The sequence below is a fragment of the Saccharibacillus kuerlensis DSM 22868 genome (assembly GCF_000378145.1).
Lineage (GTDB): Bacteria > Bacillota > Bacilli > Paenibacillales > Paenibacillaceae > Saccharibacillus > Saccharibacillus kuerlensis.
Window position 1 is genome coordinate 365,137 of the sequence record NZ_KB899278.1, and the last position, 19,657, is coordinate 384,793.

Here is a 19,657-nt window from a genome sequence, read left to right on the forward strand (position 1 = left end):
GACCAAACCGTGATCTTGCCGAAAGTGCCAAAACGACCGTCCTGCGTGAACATGCGCATAGAATGTCGAAAAGCCCCTAGTCTCCGCATCTGTGCGAAAACATTGGGGCTTTTTTCAGTCTGCGTTTATTGTTCACTTTCGGTTTTCAGAATTTTTTCGATCCGTTCCAGCTCTTCATCCGAAAATTCCAGCTGGTTCAGCGCGGCAATATTCTCTTCAATCTGCGAAACGCGGCTTGCCCCGATCAGTACAGAAGTAACCCGCTCTCCGCGCAGTACCCAAGCGAGGGCAAATTGTGCCAAGCTTTGTCCGCGGGCGACCGCCATTTGATTGAGCGCACGCACTTTGCGCATTGCTTCCGGCGTAATCTGATTCTGATTCAGAAACGGAGAAGCGCCGGCCGCCCGGGAGTCTTCCGGAATTCCGTTCAGATACTTGTTGGTCAGCAGTCCCTGTGCCAGCGGACTGAAAGCGATACTGCCGACACCATGCTCGTCGAGCACATCCTGCAGTCCATGCTCGATCCAACGATTCATCATCGAATAACTTGGCTGATGGATGGTGAGCGGCGTGCCAAGCTTTTTCAAGATCGCTACGGCTTCCTGCGTCTGTTCCGCCGAGTAATTGGACACGCCTATGTAGAGCGCTTTGCCCGAACGCACAATATGATCAAGCGCCATCATTGTTTCTTCGAGCGGTGTATCCGGGTCCGGACGGTGATGGTAGAAAATATCCACATAATCGAGTCCCATTCGTTTCAGACTCTGATCGAGACTCGATACCAGATATTTGCGGGAGCCCCATTCCCCATAAGGTCCCGGCCACATATAATAACCGGCTTTGGTCGAGACCACCAATTCGTCACGGTAAGGCTTAAGGTCGGTCGCAAGCAGACGGCCGAACATTTCCTCGGCCGAGCCTGGAGGCGGACCATAATTATTGGCCAAATCAAAATGTGTGATTCCCATGTCGAAAGCGCGATGCACAATGCTTCGACCGTTCTCGTAAGCGTCGACCCCTCCAAAATTATGCCATAATCCAAGCGAAACCGCCGGAAGCTTAAGTCCTGACCGTCCGCTGCGGTTATATTTCATCTGCTCGTAGCGTTCTCCGCTCGCTTTATACTCCATCGCTTTCTCCATCCTTTCGTTTCAAGCTTATTTCCATCTTAGCCGCGGCTTTTACAATTAGCAAGAAAACGATTACATCTTTTTTTCGCAGTCATTGGTTATTTGTATCCCAACAAATGGCGTACCTGCTGTGCAACTTCTCCCATAGGCTCGGTTACCAGCAGATCCGCATGACTATCGTAAGGCGTTGGCGTGCGATTGAGAAGAGCAAGGCGCCCACCCGTGAACATGCCGACCAGGCTCGCTGCCGGCTGAACGGTAAGCGACGTGCCTCCGACCAGCATCAGATCCGCTTCTTCAATTGCCCGGACGGATGCCTCCAGCACATTCGAATCGAGCATTTCGCCGTACAGCACGACATTCGGCTTAAGCATCCCTCCGCACCGACTGCACAGCGGGATATCTTCGCTGCCCATGACAGCATCGAGTCCGTACTCCTCCCCGCAAGAAAGGCAGGTATTGCGCAGTACTGAACCATGAACTTCTAGTACCCGGCGGCTTCCCGCCTTCTGATGCAGACCGTCGATATTCTGCGTAATCACTGTACTCAGTCTGCCTTCATGTTCAAGATCCGCCAGCAGAAGGTGCATCGGATTGGGCTGAGCATCGGAGTAAATCATTTTTCTGCGGTAAAAACGGTAGAATGTTTCGGTATGCCGATAAAAGAAGTCGCTGCTCAGCATTTCCTCCGGCGAAAAAGGAAACTCGTTTTGTCCGCTTTCATAAAGTCCGCCTGCTGAACGAAAGTCCGGAATCCCGCTTTCGGTAGATGTACCTGCTCCTCCAAAAAATACAATCCGCTTCGCTTCCCCGATCCATTTCGCCAGTATTTCCGCACTGTTTCTCGTCATCGTCTTCTCCTCCTTCAAGTGAGTACCCGCTCAGTCCGAAGGGTCGTCAAACATGATCTTTACTTCGTTATAATCGGCAATAATCAAATCGGCGCTCTGGAGATGTTTACGCGGCATGCCGATCGGCGCAATGCCAATGCATAATGCAGCGCCGGCACGTCGAGCCATCTCCATATCGGCGCCTCCGTCGCCAATTACGATTGTGTGCCGCGTCTCCACCCCTATTCGGCGGCAGGCTTCTAAGGTCAGATCCGGCGCAGGCTTGCCCTCCTGTACCAGATCGCGTCCAGTTATACAATCGAAGAAAAGATCCAGTCCGGCCCAGCGCAGATGCTTTACGGCTGACGCTGTCGTATCCGACGTTGCGACCGCCAGCTTGATTCCGGCCTCACGCGCTTCTTGAAGCAATCGCGGAAGGCCGGGCAGCGGCCGAACGGGACGGTCGCGTTCTAAATGTTCCTCTGCTGCGCTTACAAAACTTCGCACTGCATCCACGCTTTCATGCCAAGGAATCCCTGCCCCATAAAGCTGCCAGGCCAACAGTCCTGTCATTTCTTCGGCAGTCGCCAATGCCAGAGGACCAGAACGGTCATAATCGGCAATACGACCATCGGGGCCTCGCTTAACGCCAAACGTTTTCTCGGCGCTGCCTGTCCAATCTCCTCCAACCGCATTCAGTTTCTCCTCGGCTTGCTTCAGCATGTCGTCGGCCCAGCGTCCCCACAGCTCCATAAAATCCAGCAGCGTACCGTCTTTATCGAATACGATCGCTTCGCATTCGATAGCTTGTTCTCCAACCGTTACGGTTACATAGGGCATACCAGCCATAACTCCTCTTTTCTTCATTTAATAGAATAAGATTTTCGGCAGGACTGTATGGTTAAGGAACTTCCACAGAAATTCCGTCCAACCACGCTTGAATCAGCCCTACCATTTCTTGACGCTGTTCGGCTTCCGAAATCAAAGCCTTTCCATCTCCGCCCTGCTCGCCGTAGCTGCCGAATTGACCGTGATTTCCTCCTTCAATGATCTTATACTCCGTATTACCCGGTAAATAATTTCGTCCTTTTTCATAGCTTTCCCGGTTCAACACCTTGTCTTCGGATGCGGTAATCGACAGAGTCGGCAGCTCAGTACCGCTGAGGTCGCCTTTACCCTCCGCATAAGAAGCAAGGAAGAAGACACCGGCAATTTTTTGGGGATGTTCTGCCGCATAGCGGGCTGCAAAAGGTCCTCCAAGTGAATGCCCGCCAATTACGAAAGCCTCGTCCGAATGTTGGTCAAGCACTTCTTGCGCTTTATTTTGTCCAAAGAAAGCGAAATTGAACGGCATTTTCACAATAAACACATGCCGCCCTGTCTCTGCCAGATCGCGAGCCCATACCGAATAAGCCTCAGGCTCCACCCGTCCCCCCGGATAGAAGATTATGCCGGGCTGAGTTTTCCCGTCTGCTGCAGTCGGTTCAAACTCGATCCAATCCTTCGTTTGCGTTACCGAAACGGCATTCCCGTCGTTTAGAGCGGCTTCGGCTTCCGCAGACGGCCCGTAAGGCGTGCTTACGTACAGAACAGCCGACACGGCCAATACAAGGAACAGTACGAGAAGGATGACTAGAAACAAACGGCCCTTTCGACGAGGCTGTCTTCTGCGCATTCCTCCCCTCCGTTTCCCGCTTTCAAACGGCCGAATCGGCGATCTTTCTCCTGTCAGCATAAGTGTCCCTCCCTATTCATTTGCTTTACCGTTTCATTATAAAGAAACGATGGTTGCCGGGCAAAGCTATGTCCCAAGCTCTTCCTCATTAAAAAGCCCCGCACTTCCGAAGTACGGAATTTGCAGGGCTTGAAGCAAAGTTTTGTTATTAAAATAAATGCTGCTTCTAAAGATTTTTCGCTTTTCTGTAAGCTTCAGCATACTGCGCCGCTTTATCGCGTACCTTTGTCATATCGCCAGTCTTCAACGCTTCGCTGGTCAGATCGGAACCAATTCCTACAGCGACGGCTCCACCTGCAATCCAGTCACCTAAATTTTCGACAGACACGCCTCCGGTCGGCATCAGGTTGGCTTGAGGAACTGGTCCCTTGAGTGTTTTAATAATTGAAGGTTCGAACATATTTCCCGGGAAAAGTTTCATGATATCGGCTCCCAGTTCAAGTCCTTTTAACAGCTCGGCAATCGTTACAACGCCCGGCATCACGGGAACCCGGTACAGATGACACAGCTTGACTGTCTCTTCGTTAAGAGCAGGAGAAACAATGAACTGTGCACCCGACATAATCGCCATGCGAGCCGTATGCGGTTCCAGTACGGTACCCGCTCCAATGACAGCAAAACGTTCGGATTCTGTTGAAGCTTCAGCGTTATAAATCCGACTAAGCCGTTCGATTGCTTGAAGCGCATTGGGAACCGTCATGGTCACTTCGATAACTTTGACACCGCCGGCGATTGCTTGCTCCGCCATTTCCACCACTTGATCGGGAGAATCGCCGCGCAGAACCGCTACTACACCGCAGTCCAGAATACGCTGCAGCACTTTGATTTTCTTCATCTATTCCCATCCCTTTCCGATTTCGGCCGCCCGCGGCGAATGCGACCGGCGATTTGACATATGCGTCCTTCGCCACGATGTACTCGCTTTCATTGTGCGTCAGTCCTGTTCGCAGTGTCAACAAAAAAACGAAAAAGAACCGATAAGAACGTTCATTTATATAATGTACATAAGTGTGCGAAAAAAATGTGGATGCTCGCCAACCCGCGTTGCTGCTAGGATTTGGAAGGAAAACCTTTCTTGGTAGGGCTTTTTTGAGCTTGCTCGGCGTTTCATCGTAAAATGGCGGTGGTAAATAGTTGATGCACGCGGCAATTACAACTACTGAGGAGTGATTGAGATGACAAACAGTCAGTCAGGCAACAAGAAAATGAGTCGCGAAGAAGCTGGCCGCATGGGCGGTGAAGCTACTGCCAAAAAACACAGCCGAGAGTTTTACCAAGAGATCGGACGTAAAGGCGGAAAAGCTACAGCCAAGTCGCACAGTCGAGAATTCTATCAGGAAATCGGACGTAAGGGCGGAGAAGCGACTTCCAATTCTCACGACAAAGATTTTTATCGGGAGATCGGACGCAAAGGCGGCCAAAAGTAATTCCAAAGGCGAGCAGCCAAAAAGCTTATGCATTCTCTCGCGCGCCAAGCGAAAGAGCCGAAACGATACTCCGCAAGCGTGTTCGGCTCTTTCGCCTGGGCGCGCTTTTTTGTCGTGTTCAAAAAATATCTTCATCCCCTCTCCCCTTTACGTCAACAGCTTCCCTACCCACCTAGCAAAAAGTAACAGCATGTGGTAGACTATTTAGAAATTTAGCTTCTTTTTTATTTAAACCTGGGCTTTGCCGGGTAACCGCGTTAAAGCAACTATTTTAATTCATGTTCTGGGGGGAAGTCATCATGGCCGTTAAAAAAATGCGTTCCGATATGATCAAAAAAGGTTTCGACCGCGCACCTCACCGCAGTCTTCTGCGTGCTGCAGGTGTTAAAGAAGAAGATTTTGGCAAACCGTTTATCGCGGTCTGCAATTCTTATATCGATATCGTACCGGGTCACGTACATCTCCAGGAATTCGGCAAGATCGTCAAAGAAGCGATCCGCGAAGCCGGCGGTGTGCCGTTCGAATTCAATACCATTGGCGTCGATGACGGGATTGCAATGGGACATATTGGCATGCGCTATTCCCTGCCAAGCCGCGAGATTATTGCTGACTCGCTGGAAACAGTTGTCTCTGCGCACTGGTTTGACGGCATGGTCTGCATTCCGAACTGCGACAAGATCACACCAGGCATGATGATGGGCGCTCTTCGCGTCAATATTCCAACCGTATTTGTCAGCGGCGGCCCAATGAAAGCCGGCAAAGACAAAAACGGCAGATCGATCTCGCTAACGTCCGTTTTTGAAGGGGTTGGCGCGCACCAAGTCGGCAAGATCGATGATCAGACGCTGCTGGAGCTGGAACAGTACGGCTGTCCAACCTGCGGTTCATGCTCGGGTATGTTCACTGCTAACTCGATGAACTGTCTCGCCGAAGCGCTCGGCATCGCACTGCCGGGCAACGGTACTATTCTTGCAGTTGCCGAAGAACGCAAAGATTTTGTTCGTCAGTCCGCTACACAGCTGATGGAACTGATCAAGTTGGATTTGAAGCCGCGCGATATTGTGACAGTGGAAGCAATCGACAATGCCTTCGCATTGGATATGGCAATGGGCGGTTCAACGAATACCGTTCTCCACACATTGGCCCTGGCACAGGAAGCCGGCATTGAATACCCGATTGAACGGATTAACGAAGTCGCAAACCGTGTTCCTCACCTCGCCAAGCTCGCTCCGGCATCCGACTGGCATATTGAAGATGTGCATAATGCGGGCGGCGTAAGTGCCGTACTCAACGAGCTGCTCAAGAAGCCGGGCGCTCTGCATGGCGACCGCATTACGGTAACAGGCAAGACAATCGCCGAGAACGTTCAAGGTCAAGAAATTCTTGATACCGAGGTTATTCATAGACTGGACAATCCGCACTCCGAACGCGGCGGTCTCGCTGTTCTATTCGGCAATCTTGCTCCCGAAGGTGCAATTATCAAGGTCGGCGCGGTCGATAAGTCTGTAGGCGGTTATCATAAAGGACCGGCGATTTGCTTCGATTCTCAAGAGGAAGCGCTGGAAGGCATCGCAAAAGGCCAAATTAAAGAAGGACATGTAGTCGTGATCCGCTATGAAGGACCGAAGGGCGGACCGGGCATGCCGGAAATGCTGGCTCCTACTTCGCAGATCGTCGGTATGGGCCTTGGCGCCAAAGTCGGTCTGATCACCGACGGCCGATTCTCCGGCGCATCCCGAGGCATCAGTATCGGCCATATTTCGCCGGAAGCTGCAGAAGGCGGTCCGATCGCTTTCGTCGAAGATGGCGATATGATCGAACTGGATTTGAATAACCGTACGATCCAGCTTGAGATCAGCGAAGAAGAATTTGCTGCCCGCCGTGCGAACTGGAAAGGCTTCGAACCGAAAGTTAAAACCGGTTATCTCGCCCGCTATTCCAAGCTCGTGACTAACGCCAGCATGGGCGGTATCATGAAAATCTAATCCTCCTGTTCATATTTACACAAAAGGACCTCCAATCACACTGCAAAGTGCGATTGGAGGTCCTTTTTTTCCTTATACACTATTAGAATCCTAAAAATTTCGACTACCTTACCGTTACCTTACCGTGACTGCCTCAACGACCTCGTCATCCGTTTGAATAGCGGACACCGAAGCATCCTTACGCAGATCTGCCGCTGCGCCCTCAACAGCTTGGGAAGAGGTCTTCCCATCTTGAACCATTTTTCGGCGTCCTTTGCGCTTGTCCGCTTTGAAATCCCGCGTTAGCATCGTTTCCATTGGCATAACCATGACTTTCGGGACGAGAAACTCACTCTGTTCCTGAAGGCGCGCACTTCCCGAAGGATGAATAGCCCACAGCAGTACTTTTAAGTAAAGACGGGTTGCACGCGCGAACAATCCGTCCGGCAGATCGTATATCCGAAATCCGAACTGCTCCGGTCCCCGATTGACCATACTGACCGCATAGATCGCTTTGGCCTGAATCATATCCGGGTCCTTCCGAATGTAATCTGCAATTCCAGGAAAACTTTGTTCAGTGCCCCGAATCATCAGAATAGCCAGCTGTATCGCCGAGCGGGAACGGCTGCCGAATTCAAACAGCATTTTATTGTCAAAATGCAGCTCGACGATCGAATCACCCTTAACCAGCACACTACCGTCGCCCAAATCCAGCGGACTACCCGAATAACGGGTTTTCCGAAAATGATACAACGGCGCATCTTCGGCTTCACGAAGACGGAATACAAAGCGGAAGGCACGTTCGTAAATCAGCCAACCGCCGACGACTAACTTTTTCAGGGGAGAAATTTGGCCCATCGCTTTCACACCCACTTTCTTCGTTGTTCCCATCAACCGCTCTACCGTTACGCTTTTTAGTCCTCGGCCAGCCGCTTCTTCCAAAAATCGTTCCAATGCACGCAGCATATTTTCGGGAGCTTTGTCGTTGGCTCCGAGTGTTGCGCCGCAATCGTGCAGTACCAACACTTCTCCACCGCGCATTTTGCGCCGCATTCTTTTAAGCAGACGCTCTTCACCGAGACGTTTACGCCAATCGCCGAAAATCCCGGACCAGAGTACCAACTGCAGCTCGTTCCGCCCTACCAGATCGAACAAGTTTACGATTCCCCACGGCGGTCGATAATAAACGGCACGCTGACCTGTCACTTTCTCGATCACTTCGTTCGTTCGATTCACCTGCCTGCGTACCGATCCCGGCCACATCAACCAGTTCGTCCGGTGCACATAGTTATGAATACCGATCGAATGTCCTTCAGCCTGCATACGTTTCAGCAGTTCCGGATGTTGAACTGCATGTGAACCTACAACAAAAAAGGTCGCTTTGGCCTCGTAACGCTTCAACAGATCGAGAAGCTGCGCCGTATAACGCGGGTCCGGCCCATCGTCGAACGTCAGAGAAAATTCCGTTTTACTGCTGCCCTTACGGAAAGCTCGGAATCCGAAAATCCGGCTGATCAGCCCTGGAATAAATGCATAAAAAGAAGATAAGTAAAATAGCCATATCAGCAAGGTTGTTTCCATTTCCGCTCTCCGTTTCTCCATTCTAAAAATCGTACAGGTGTTTGCTTGCCCTATTGCTCACCCTTATCACTTTATTTTATCATAGGAAAGAATCGAATCAATCCAAAAATGCGGACTTCACGACCGCCATTCCCCTTAAGGAGCGAAATCATGATCTCGTTGTATCAAAAATACTGGCGAACGGCTTTCGACATCGCCCTGATTATCTTGACCGTTTATTTGGTCATGCTTGCTTTCAGTTGGCTGTACAGTATCGCAGCGCCCATCTTCCTGTCTTTTATCGTCTATCTGATTATTGAACCGCTGGCCCGATTTTTGCATCGAAGAAGGCTGCCCAAACCACTTGCGTCGGCAATCTCCGTACTGGTCTTTGTTCTGATCGTTCTGGGTTTCTTTTTCGGAGCAGGCCTGATTTTTGTTTCGCAAATTGCGAGATTGACTGACAATCTGCCGGAGTACACAGCGATTGTCCAATATCATTTTGCCAACTTGACACAGTTCCTGCATACCGAATTGGATGCGCTGCCGGTAGGCACAGTAGAGAAAGTCAATGAATATTTTGCCTTGTTCACCGATCAACTTACCGGCTGGCTTAAATATGCTTTTGCCTACGTGCTTACCCTACTGACTTCATTCTCCAGTTTCATTGTGAATTTTGCCCTCTCCATCATTTTGGCGTTTTTCCTCAGCTCGGAGATTTTATGGTGGAAAAAAGTATCGAGCGACAAGACGCCTAATACGTTGAAACTGGCATTTGCTTTTCTTAAAAATCATGTTTTCCGCTCGATCGGTTCCTATCTTAAAGCTCAAGCTCTTCTTGTACTGATTACATTTGTACTCGTTTATGTAGGCCTATTGATTTTACGCGTAGACAATGCTTTTGCGATTTCGATCGTTTCGGCGATATTCGACATCCTGCCTTTGCTTGGCGCGCCTGCTATTTTTATTCCATGGATCATTTATTTGTTTGTGATCGGCAGCACGGGACTTGCAGTCGGACTTCTCATCCTGCTTGCCGTCGTCATGCTCACACGCCAACTGCTTGAACCCAAAATCGCCGGCAATTCAATCGGTATTTCTTCGGCCTACCTGATGCTCTCCTTTGTACTGATCTCCACTTCGCTATTTGGCATAGCCGGGCTGATCTTAGCACCAATTCTGCTGATTTTGATCAAAGAGCTGCTTCAACAGGGTTATCTGCAGCGCTGGATTCGACTTCCGCAAGAAGAATTTTCCGTACACCCGCTTAGTCCGGCAAGTCCTCCGGCTTCTTCACCACTTTCGGCCGAAGTGTCACAGGAGAGCAGCAGACAGAATTAAAGCGATACAAATTCCTGGACCGTTTTCCGATTGCTTTGATTTCTTCACATTTTACTGCTTATCCTCGTTTACTTTCTCAAAGACGTTCTCTTACGGAGAGCGTCTTTTTACGTTTCTACCATGAAGTCTCAGTGAAGGTTGAATGAAGAGTACTCCATTACCGTTTTAATGATTAAAGCCCCGGGTAAATGGTTTGCGTATGCCATTAATTGTAACTGTTCTCCATTTTATAAACAATGGAAAGGGGACTTCACATGACTGATGAAAAGAAACCGCAGCAGAACAAAGAACAAGAAGAGAACATGACGTTGACTACCCGCCAAGGTCACCCCGTTCACGACAATCAAAATGTACGTACGGTAGGCAGCCGTGGTCCGACTACACTGGAAAACTATCAGTTCCTTGAAAAGATTACCCATTTCGATCGCGAACGTGTTCCGGAACGGGTTGTACACGCACGCGGCGCAGGCGCCCACGGCGTGTTCACCGCATACGGGAAAGCCGGTGACGAACCAGTATCCAAATATACCCGTGCGAAGCTCTTCCAGGAAGAAGGCAAGGAAACACCAGTATTTGTTCGCTTCTCAAGCGTTATTCACGGTGGCCATTCTCCGGAAACTCTGCGCGATCCTCGCGGCTTCGCTACCAAGTTTTATACCGAAGACGGCAACTGGGATCTGGTCGGCAACAATTTGAAAATTTTCTTCATCCGCGATGCAATCAAATTCCCGGATATGGTGCATGCCTTCAAGCCGGACCCGATTACCAACGTGCAAAGCATGGAACGGTTCTTCGATTTTGTTTCTCTCAGCCCGGAAGCGACGCATATGATCACGTTCCTGTTCTCGCCATGGGGCATTCCCGCCAACTATCGGCAGATGCAGGGCTCGGGCGTAAACACATACAAATGGGTCAATGCTGAAGGGGAAGCTGTCCTCGTGAAATATCACTGGGAGCCTCTCAAGCAGGGCATCAAGAACTTGACGCAAAAAGAAGCGAACGAAATTCAGTCTACCAACTTCAACCATGCTACACTCGATTTGTACGAAGCGATCGAACGCGGCGATTATCCGGAGTGGGAGCTCTGTGTTCAGATCATGGAAGACGGAGAGCATCCGGAGCTGGACTTTGATCCGCTCGACGACACGAAGCTGTGGCCGCCGGATCAATTCCCATTCCTCCCAGTCGGTAAAATGACGTTGAACCGCAATCCGGAAGATTACTTCACGGAAGTAGAACAGGCCGCATTTGGTACAGGCGTGCTGGTCGACGGTCTGGACTTCTCCGATGACAAAATGCTGCAGGGACGTACATTCTCGTACTCCGATACCCAGCGTCACCGGGTTGGTGCCAACTATTTGCAGCTTCCAATCAACGCAGCGAAGACACATGTCGCCACTAATCAGACTGGCGGGCAGATGCAGTACAAAGTTGACCGTGCACCAGGTCAGAACCCGCACGTCAACTATGAGCCTTCGTCGTTGGGCGGCTTGAAAGAAGCTCCGAAATCGGGCAAAGATCATGAGCCAGAGTATAATGCCAAACTGGTACGCGCTCCGATCGACCGTCCGAACAACTTCGGTCAAGCCGGCGAAACATATCGTTCCTTCGAAGATTGGGAGCGTGACGAATTGATCGCCAACCTGGTCGATGCACTGTCTCAGTGCAAATCCGATATTCAGGAACGGATGATCGACTACTTCACGCAGGCCGATGCCGATTATGGCAGACGAGTGGCAGAAGGTCTGGCTTCCGCCAAACCTGAAGATGCAGTGAGCGGTCAGGCTAATCCTCATAAAGCCGTTGAACAATCTGAAGAAAAAGGCAAGGAAGCTGGACCTTATTAATTTACACCTGAACTTTATTGATTTATAAATCGAAAAAGAGCTTCGGACTTATATCCGAAGCTCTTTCTTTTGTCTTCTCCTACTCCGAAAGTTGCAGAGGTGGAGGGGAAGGTCGGTGGAGAAGCGACAGCGTTCGCCTTTGCAATCGGGAAAATACCATATTAAAAGTATAATCCTTTTTCCCGATTGCAACACGCGATCGTAAACGACCTTACCCGGAGCCTCCACCTACTTTTCATAATCACACCTTAAATTTCGAAATCGATTCTTTCAATTCGTTCGACACACTGCTGAGTTTAGTCGACAGTTCCACCAATCGTACACCGACATTCTGCTGCTCGCTGCTGAGCGAGGCTACTTCTTCCGAAGTTGCCGACGATTGCTCAGCTACCGCACTGACACTTGTCATCGCTTCGGACATCTTGGTCTGCGCCTGTCCCAATTCGCCAATCGAAGCGGTTACCCCATCCAGCTTGCCCGAGAACAGCTCCATTTGTTCCTGCACAGAGTCGAAAATTCCGCTTGTCTGCTTTACCGACTGGACTTGATCCTGGAACATCGGATATACCGCCGACAAGGTTCTTACGGTCTCATCCATTTCAGACTGAATATTATCGGTAATTTCTCCAACCATATTGATCGAATCCCGAGAACGGCTGGCCAGTTGACGTATTTCTCCGGCTACGACCATAAAGCCCATTCCCGCAGCTCCTGCCCGCGCCGCTTCAATTGTTGCATTCAGCGAGAGAATATTCGTCTGTTTCGTAATATTTTGCATGACATCCAGCACTTTCATGACAGAAGCCGTGCTTTCCTTCAGCGCATCCACTCTTGTTACAAGCGAACGAACCATATTTTCTGTGCTTCCGGTCTGGGTCAACAGCTTATCGAGATGCTCGGTTCCTTGACGGCTGGCTGCTTGAACTTCCCTTGCCGACGCATCCATTTCCCGGTTGGCAGAGGCAACTTTCTCCATCCGACTGCTGATCTGTTCCGTCAGCTCGCTGCTCTTCTCCGCTTCCTGTGCCAAGCTCGATGCGCCATTGGCAATCTCTTCTGTCGCGATCGCAATCTCACGAGCGGATTCCGCCGTTTGACGAGAAGCCCCTTCCAACTCATCGGCCGTATCCAAGACCAGCTGTGCCGTATCTGTCGTCTGGCGAATCAGGTCTGTGATCTGGTCCATCATCTGATTGAATGCCGTCGACAATTCACCAATTTCATCTTTTGAACGATAATCAGTACGCACACTCAAGTTACCGGTAGCTCCTTCTTGCATCAATTCTTTAAGATGACCCAAGGGGCGGCCGATCATTCGCACCATCCAGATACCGATTACGACAGCCACAAGGATCGCTACGGCTACAAAAATTACGATCAGGGTAAGAATACCGGATGCGCCTTCCAGCAGCACCTGGACCGGAACCGTTCCGATCAGCTTCCAGCCCGACGTCTCCATCGTATTGTATGCAGCCAGCACTGTGGTACTGAACTGCTTCGCTTCAAATTTGCCGCTCTCACCCAGATCCTCCTGCTTGAATACATACGTACTTGGCTGACCCGCAGCACCTTCAATGTCGGAAGCTACATTCGTTCCGTCTGCCGCTACAAGTTCAATATGACTGCCATCGCCGAATTTCACGGACATGAGCTGTTCTTCAAGCGTCTTCACATCGAGCTGCAGACCGACAATGAATTTGGCTCCGCTTCCGTTCGTCGTAGCCATCAATCTTACCAGTGCATAGCTTCCCCGGGTCACGTCTGTAGGAATCCACATTGCTTTGGGTCCTCCACCGGCAAGCTCGGAATACCACGCAGCACTGCGAATTTCTTCAACTGTCGGAACGCGGTTGCCTGCTGTAAAGAAGTCACTCGATGTCTCATCGACCGACAGGAAGAATACGGATTGCAAACCGCTCGTAACATTGACTTGATTGCTTAAGGACTCGTTGATCTGACGATAAGCCTGCAAGCGATCAAAGTCACTCGTTGCCCGCTGCAGCTCGTTAATGCCATTGTCAATTTCCGGGTTGAAGAAAATTTGGGTAGAAGAATCCATGTATCGCTGCAAAATGATATCCAACTTCTCCGACGTTTGAATAATAGTCTGTTCATTGGCTGCTGCAGCGTTTTCCTTGATTGTATCTCTGGCTTTTAAGTAAGACAATATGCCGAGCGAAGATACGAAGACAACAATACCAACCAGGAAAATAAGAAAAAGACGAACGCCTACCGACCTGCTGGGATCAAAAGCGCGTCTATTTTTCAGAAGTTGGCCCAAGAATGCTTTTCTTTCACTCATTGAGTGTTTGGAAAGAAGCGAAGAACTTTTCTTTTTTATGCCAAGACTGCTAAATAGACGATTTACTTTCTGTTGTAAAGCGCTATCATTTCGCAAAAAATTTTTAATTCTTTTTACTGAACTAATCGAGACCGTTTTCGATAACGCTTTCTTTTTTCCGTGTTCTTTTTTCGTTTGTCGCCCTTTTTTCATCAGCTTCAACGAAGGCTTCTCTTTTCCTTCTTGCTCACTCTCACTCGAATCTTGAACTGGCTCCAAGATCGGCTCTTCTCCGTTTTCGCCTTTCTTCTGCATCATGCTCATGTCCCCACCCGCCTATCTTCAGAATCAGCGCTGCAATGCCGGACGTCCAGAAAGCGTTCTCCTTCTTGTCTATATTCCTACTTTCGTCTCAACTAAGTCCGGGATTACACGATGCTGGTTATCTTTATTATCGGCAGAAGCAAGCAGAATGAACAGCAAAATAAACGTTTTGTTAAAAAAAGTTAGCAAAAACCAAAAAACCTTCAAATCCATGAAGGATTTGAAGGTTTTTAAAAGACTAAAGAACCAGGTTCGAAGTCTTACTTTTTAATATTCTTTTTGCGCATCATATCGAAGTAACGCAGCGGCTGTTCTACCTTCAATTTCACATGCTGCATAGGATGACGCGCGGCTTCAAGTTCATTGCCTTCTTCATCCCAGATTGTGCCCACCGTTTGCTTGAAGAAAGTTCCATTCGGACCGAAAAACTCGATTTCCGTCCCCGGCTTGAAATGATTGCGCTGCTGAATGGTTGCAAGGCCGGTTTTCTCATCGTAATCAAGCACAAGTCCAGCAAAATCGTAAGGTACTGCTTTCTCTTCCGGTTCGTAAATATGATCTTCATGATCCGGTGTATCGTAGAAAAAGCCAGTATTTAATGGGCGGTTGGCCGCTTTATTCAGTTCTTCCATCCATTCAGGCTTCAGCACATAGTTTTCCGGATCGGCCATATAGGAATCGATCGCTTGACGGTACACATTGACGACAGTTGCCACATAGTGGATCGATTTCATTCGACCTTCAACTTTAAAACTGTCGATGCCGACTTCAATCAAATCCGGAATAGAACCAAGCATGCAGAGGTCTTTGGAACCCATTGTAAAAGCATTGTCTTCCGGCTTAAACAATGGATTGCCTTCATTTTCCTCCATACGCTGCTCTTCGGATACCCATTCGTCTGTCGAAGAAGGTGTCTCGAACAAATCGTACTTCCAGCGGCATGATTGACAGCAGCCACCACGGTTGGAATCGCGATCCGTAAAATGATTGGACAGGACACAGCGGCCGGAATAAGATGAACACATTGCACCATGAACGAAAGATTCGATTTCGATATCCACGTTGGCTTTGATTTCGGCGATTTCTTCCAGGCTGGTTTCACGCCCCAGTACGACTCGCGGCAGTCCTTCTTCCTTCCAAAACTGTACAGCCTGCCAGTTGAGCGTCGATTGCTGGGTACTCAAGTGAACTTCAATTTGCGGGGCCGCTGTTTTCGCCGTTTCCACGATGATCGGGTCGGCTGTAATAATCGCAGCGATACCGACTTCCTGCAGATTGCTCAGATACTCCGCGATGCCGTCAAGGTCTTCTTCATGTGCATAAATATTGGTAGCGACAAATACTTTAGCTCCATATTTTTTGGCGAATTCGACGCCTTCTTTCATTTCTTCAAAAGTGAAGTTGTCCGCATTCGAACGCAGGCCATACTTTTGCCCGCCGATATAAACAGCGTCCGCGCCATAATGCACAGCAAACTTCAACTTTTCCAAATTGCCGGCCGGTGCCAGCAGCTCAGGCTTGTCGAGCCGGTAACGTTTGCCCCGGTACTGAGGCTTTGATTGAACCGGCGTTTGTGTCATTTCCACAATGCAATCCCCTTTCCTGTCTCAATACACCTGTTCTTTGTAGAAAAATCCGAATGACAATTCGCGGTGAGGATCCTGCAGCTCTCGAATTTCATCCAACCAAGATTCATCGAACGCATAACCCTCCGGATCTGCAGCAAAAGCATCGATCGCCCGGCGATAAGCTCGTGCTGCCGCCAAATTGTATGCCTCACTCTGCAGAATCCCTTCGATCTTGAAACTCTGAACCCCCGCCTTCATCAGCAGATGCAGATCTTCCAGAATACAAATATCTCCGGAACTCATAATATGTGTGCCATTGGAGTCCTCATAGATTGGAAACCGCTCGTCCCGTCGCTCGGCTTCGATCAAATACAATCCTCGGGTCAATCCCACATTGTCGTCCTCAACCGGTCTTCCTTGATTAGCCATATAGCTGTGCACTAGGCTGCGCTTGGAATGATAAATATTCGTCATCCCGTGTACTTGTACCTGGGCTTCGACCTCAAGAGAAGGCATCATCTCCGTCACTTCGTCCATATTCAGTTCGCGAGCCAGTACAACTCTCGTTGCTCCACGGCGTCCCCAGTAATTGGCGGTTCCATGGTTGGTCGATGTCATCTCCGCATTCCAATGCAGCGGAAGTCCTGGCAGAAGTTTACGGGCCTGCATCAGCACGGAAGGATCTCCAAATTCGATACCGTCTACGCCAATCTGACCCATGCGTTCCAAGTAACCTGGCAGCTCCGGAAGCTTCTCGTTATCCATCAAGTTATTGACGCATACATAAATCTTGATTCCCCGCGAATGCGCAAATTCTACGGCCTGCTCAATCAGCTCCGGTGTAAATTCTCCAGGAAGCCGCATACCGTACTTTTCTTCCCCCAACAAAAAAGCGTCACATCCGGCGTCAGCCAGCGCTTTTAATTCATCCAATGTGCCGCAAGTTGCCAACAATTCGGGCTTGTATCCCAAAATGGCCACTCCCTTCTTCGACTTTCACTCCGGGTGCATCCGACTTTCGGCCGACCGCACTCCTATTTCGTTTATGATTGACAGAAGCCGGCGCATTAATTGCCGCCGGCATTGCTTTCTTCAATATTTTGTTCATGCTGCGCGAATGTTTCGGCAAACAGATGTTCTCCGGAACCGTCTTTCTTCGTTACGTAAAAGAAGTAATCCGATGCTTCCGGCTGCAATGCAGCCTCAATCGACTTCAAACTTGGCGAAGCAATGGGTCCGGGAGGTAGTCCTTCATGTTTGTACGTATTGTACGGACTATCGATCTCAAGATCCGAATACAGCAGCCGCTGCTTCTGTTCACCAAGCGCGTACTGCACAGTGGCATCGATCTGCAGCTTCATCGGCTTTTTCAACCGATTATCGATTACGCCTGCGATCAAGGCACGCTCCGAATCGACCACTGCCTCGCGCTCTACCAACGATGCGATTGTCATCAGCTCGTGGACCGTTAAACCTCGTTCCTGCAGCAGGCTGTCAAAATCGGGAATCGATTGAAGCTTTGTCCCAGTCTCCTGCACAAGCCGACGAACCACATCTTCTTCCGAAGCGTTCGTACCGAATTCGTAGGTGTCTGGGAATAGATATCCTTCAAGTGCGTACTGCAGTTCGGAATCGTCGGGAAGCTCACTTTGAAGAACGTCTTGGAATTTCTCCGGTTCCTGGGTCAGCTGACGGACTGTTTTGGCATCCCATCCGCCAACTTCGCTCAGTCGATCTGCAATCTGCTTAATTGTAAAGCCTTCGGGAATTGTAACTTTGACGGATTCTCGCCGCGCTCCTTGACTGCCGTTCAAAGCATCGGTTATAGCCGCATAATCGGAACCTGGCAGCAGCTCATGCGTTCCCGCTTTGAATGCTCCGCCTTCATTTTGCAGCCTCAGATAAACTTTATACAGAAAAGCACTGCGGATCAGTCCTTCTTCCTCCAAACGGTCGGCAACAGCTGCCGTGCTCGTTCCCTCAGAAATTTCAAAAACGACCGCTTGAGAAGAAGCCGGAACAGGACGCATCGAAGCGTACACAAATGCTGCGACCGACGCGACCAGAATCAATAGAATCAGCAGAAAAACAAGCGGAGCTTTCGATCTTCTTTTCGTTTTCGTCACTACGGCGCACATCCTTTACCAGGTGATGATCCTTATTTTTGCGCACGGCAAAACGGACCCGGCGAGCCTGGTCCGCTTGCTTAAGCAATTCCCTTACATTTCTTCCGGGAAAGTGAGTTCATCGAACAGCTCGGCTACGTTTTCCCACTCGTCATCGTCGTCGATTGTCGTCAATTGAATTTCGCCTTCCGGAGAAGTCTCGATCTTGAGAATCTGAACGTCGTCGTCAGCCCCGGCACTTTCGTTTTGCAGAACCGCATAAGCGCCGCCGCCTACTTCAAACTCTTTTACGATTCGATACGTCACCGAATCGGCATTCTCGTCGATCAGCTCGACAAACAATCCGTACACCTGTTCCAACTTGTTCGTGTATACGACCTGACTTGCGGAAAATTCCGTCATCGCTCTATTCCTCCCCGTCCAATTCGGCAACCAGTGTATTGAAAGTCTCTTCGACGATCTGCCACTCGGCTTCGTCTTCGATTACGTAGAGCTTCAAATCGTCATTGTCTTCTTCATAACGGAACGCGTATACCTCGTCCGCTTCTTCATCGTCCGAATCAATCGGAACGACCATCATATATTTGCTGTCGGAACCGTCAACTTCGAATTTCATAATGACTTCGAAGCCTTCTTCCTGACCTTCTTCATCAGGAATGTAAATAATTTCGGGTTCTTCGCCCAAGAGGTGGGAATCGTTTGTCATGTCCGTCACCCTTTCACCGGTTTGATTTGGAATCGAGATAATTTTGCAAGATTAAGCCAGCGGCGATCTTGTCGACAACCTGCTTGCGCTTCTTGCGGCTGACATCGGCCTCGAGCAGCGTTCGCTCGGCGGATACCGTTGTCAAACGTTCATCCCAGAGGTGAACGGGCAGACCCAGCAATTCCCGCAGCGAATCGGCAAATTCGATGCACAACTCGCCGCGCGAGCCGATCGTGCCGTTCATGTTTTTCGGGAGACCGACGACCACTTCTTCGGCTTCATGCAGAGCCGCAAGCTCGGCGATTCGCTTTAGATGCGAACCGTCTTCGCGGCGCTGGACCACTTCGATCCCTTGGGCGGTCCAACCGAATGCGTCGCTGACAGCGACGCCAATCCGGCGGTCTCCGTAATCGAGACCCAGCAGTTTCATTGTACGTATCTCCTATCGAAGCTTGGACAAATAAGAACGAACCAGCTCTTCGATCAGCTCGTCGCGCTCTTTTTTGCGAATTAGGCTTCGTGCATTGTTGTGTCTCGGGATGTAAGCCGGATCGCCGGACAGCAGGTAGCCTACAATCTGATTGATCGGATTGTACTCTTTCTCGACAAGCGCGTCGTACACGGTAAGCAGAATCTCCTGTGCGGAAGTCTCCTCATCCCCTTGTACGTTAAACTTCATAGTCTTGTCCATCGAATCCATAAGGATTACACCTCGCTTCACCAAGCGTCCGCGTGCAAGCGGCGCACTTTGACGCCTTAATATTGAATCCTGTCTATCATACCATACTTTCCCCTTATCAAGAAACTGGGAATCAGAC

At 49.8% G+C, this 19,657-nt stretch carries 18 protein-coding genes; 4 read left to right on the forward strand and 14 right to left on the reverse strand.

All coding sequences use genetic code 11. The features are described 5' to 3' along the window. Positions 1-125: 125 nt before the first annotated feature. The 5 genes from mgrA to F456_RS0104540 form a co-directional block, all read right to left on the reverse strand. Positions 126-1,130 (reverse strand): L-glyceraldehyde 3-phosphate reductase, encoded by a 1,005-nt coding sequence (gene mgrA / locus F456_RS0104520; protein WP_018975818.1) that lies wholly within the window; start codon positions 1,128-1,130, stop codon positions 126-128. 98 nt (positions 1,131-1,228) lie between these two features. Next, a complete protein-coding gene (locus F456_RS0104525) occupies positions 1,229-1,981 on the reverse strand; it encodes an NAD-dependent protein deacylase (protein WP_018975819.1) in 753 nt (250 codons plus the stop codon). A 30-nt stretch (positions 1,982-2,011) separates the two neighbouring features. Next, positions 2,012-2,800, reverse strand: a complete 789-nt coding sequence (locus tag F456_RS0104530; RefSeq protein ID WP_018975820.1) for an HAD family hydrolase — start codon at positions 2,798-2,800, stop codon at positions 2,012-2,014. 61 nt (positions 2,801-2,861) lie between these two features. Next, on the reverse strand, positions 2,862-3,635 hold the full coding sequence (locus F456_RS0104535) for an alpha/beta fold hydrolase (RefSeq protein WP_040924956.1): 774 nt from the start codon (positions 3,633-3,635) through the stop codon (positions 2,862-2,864). 226 nt (positions 3,636-3,861) lie between these two features. Then, complete coding sequence (locus tag F456_RS0104540) at positions 3,862-4,530, reverse strand: bifunctional 2-keto-4-hydroxyglutarate aldolase/2-keto-3-deoxy-6-phosphogluconate aldolase (protein ID WP_018975822.1); 669 nt, start codon at positions 4,528-4,530, stop codon at positions 3,862-3,864. Between the two features lie 340 nt (positions 4,531-4,870). Here F456_RS0104540 and F456_RS0104545 point away from each other — a divergent pair, with 340 nt between their 5' ends. After that, entirely contained in the window at positions 4,871-5,122 is a 252-nt protein-coding gene (locus F456_RS0104545; protein WP_018975823.1) for a KGG domain-containing protein, read from the forward strand. Positions 5,123-5,421: 299 nt separating this feature from the next. Further along, positions 5,422-7,107 (forward strand): dihydroxy-acid dehydratase, encoded by a 1,686-nt coding sequence (ilvD, locus tag F456_RS0104550; protein WP_018975824.1) that lies wholly within the window; start codon positions 5,422-5,424, stop codon positions 7,105-7,107. Positions 7,108-7,221: 114 nt separating this feature from the next. Here the strand turns inward: ilvD and F456_RS0104555 are convergent, their stop codons facing one another. Further along, positions 7,222-8,667, reverse strand: coding sequence for a polysaccharide deacetylase family protein (locus F456_RS0104555; RefSeq protein WP_018975825.1), 1,446 nt, complete (start codon positions 8,665-8,667; stop codon positions 7,222-7,224). A 150-nt stretch (positions 8,668-8,817) separates the two neighbouring features. Here F456_RS0104555 and F456_RS0104560 point away from each other — a divergent pair, with 150 nt between their 5' ends. Beyond that, positions 8,818-9,987, forward strand: a complete 1,170-nt coding sequence (locus F456_RS0104560) for an AI-2E family transporter (protein ID WP_018975826.1) — start codon at positions 8,818-8,820, stop codon at positions 9,985-9,987. A 254-nt stretch (positions 9,988-10,241) separates the two neighbouring features. Further along, positions 10,242-11,834: a catalase gene (locus tag F456_RS0104565; protein WP_018975827.1), complete on the forward strand. Its 1,593-nt coding sequence runs from the start codon at positions 10,242-10,244 to the stop codon at positions 11,832-11,834. A 241-nt stretch (positions 11,835-12,075) separates the two neighbouring features. On the opposite strand, the gene F456_RS0104570 is transcribed toward F456_RS0104565, so the two are convergent. The 8 genes from F456_RS0104570 to F456_RS0104610 all read right to left on the reverse strand — a co-directional run bounded on the left by F456_RS0104570 (position 12,076) and on the right by F456_RS0104610 (position 19,539). Beyond that, positions 12,076-14,115 (reverse strand): methyl-accepting chemotaxis protein, encoded by a 2,040-nt coding sequence (locus F456_RS0104570; protein ID WP_169577827.1) that lies wholly within the window; start codon positions 14,113-14,115, stop codon positions 12,076-12,078. A gap of 584 nt (positions 14,116-14,699) precedes the next feature. Next, a complete protein-coding gene (locus F456_RS0104580) occupies positions 14,700-16,019 on the reverse strand; it encodes a peptidase U32 family protein (protein ID WP_026293649.1) in 1,320 nt (439 codons plus the stop codon). A 27-nt stretch (positions 16,020-16,046) separates the two neighbouring features. After that, positions 16,047-16,979 carry a peptidase U32 family protein gene (locus F456_RS0104585; RefSeq protein WP_018975831.1) on the reverse strand — a complete coding sequence of 311 codons (933 nt, stop codon included), beginning with the start codon at positions 16,977-16,979 and terminating at the stop codon, positions 16,047-16,049. A gap of 95 nt (positions 16,980-17,074) precedes the next feature. Further along, complete coding sequence (mltG, locus tag F456_RS0104590; protein WP_018975832.1) at positions 17,075-18,133, reverse strand: endolytic transglycosylase MltG; 1,059 nt, start codon at positions 18,131-18,133, stop codon at positions 17,075-17,077. A 93-nt stretch (positions 18,134-18,226) separates the two neighbouring features. Next, positions 18,227-18,535, reverse strand: a complete 309-nt coding sequence (locus tag F456_RS0104595; protein ID WP_018975833.1) for a DUF1292 domain-containing protein — start codon at positions 18,533-18,535, stop codon at positions 18,227-18,229. Between the two features lie 4 nt (positions 18,536-18,539). Next, positions 18,540-18,839 carry a DUF1292 domain-containing protein gene (locus F456_RS0104600; RefSeq protein ID WP_018975834.1) on the reverse strand — a complete coding sequence of 100 codons (300 nt, stop codon included), beginning with the start codon at positions 18,837-18,839 and terminating at the stop codon, positions 18,540-18,542. A 13-nt stretch (positions 18,840-18,852) separates the two neighbouring features. Beyond that, on the reverse strand, positions 18,853-19,269 hold the full coding sequence (gene ruvX, locus F456_RS0104605; RefSeq protein WP_018975835.1) for a Holliday junction resolvase RuvX: 417 nt from the start codon (positions 19,267-19,269) through the stop codon (positions 18,853-18,855). Positions 19,270-19,281: 12 nt separating this feature from the next. After that, positions 19,282-19,539, reverse strand: coding sequence for an IreB family regulatory phosphoprotein (locus F456_RS0104610; RefSeq protein WP_018975836.1), 258 nt, complete (start codon positions 19,537-19,539; stop codon positions 19,282-19,284). Between the last annotated feature and the right edge of the window lie 118 nt (positions 19,540-19,657).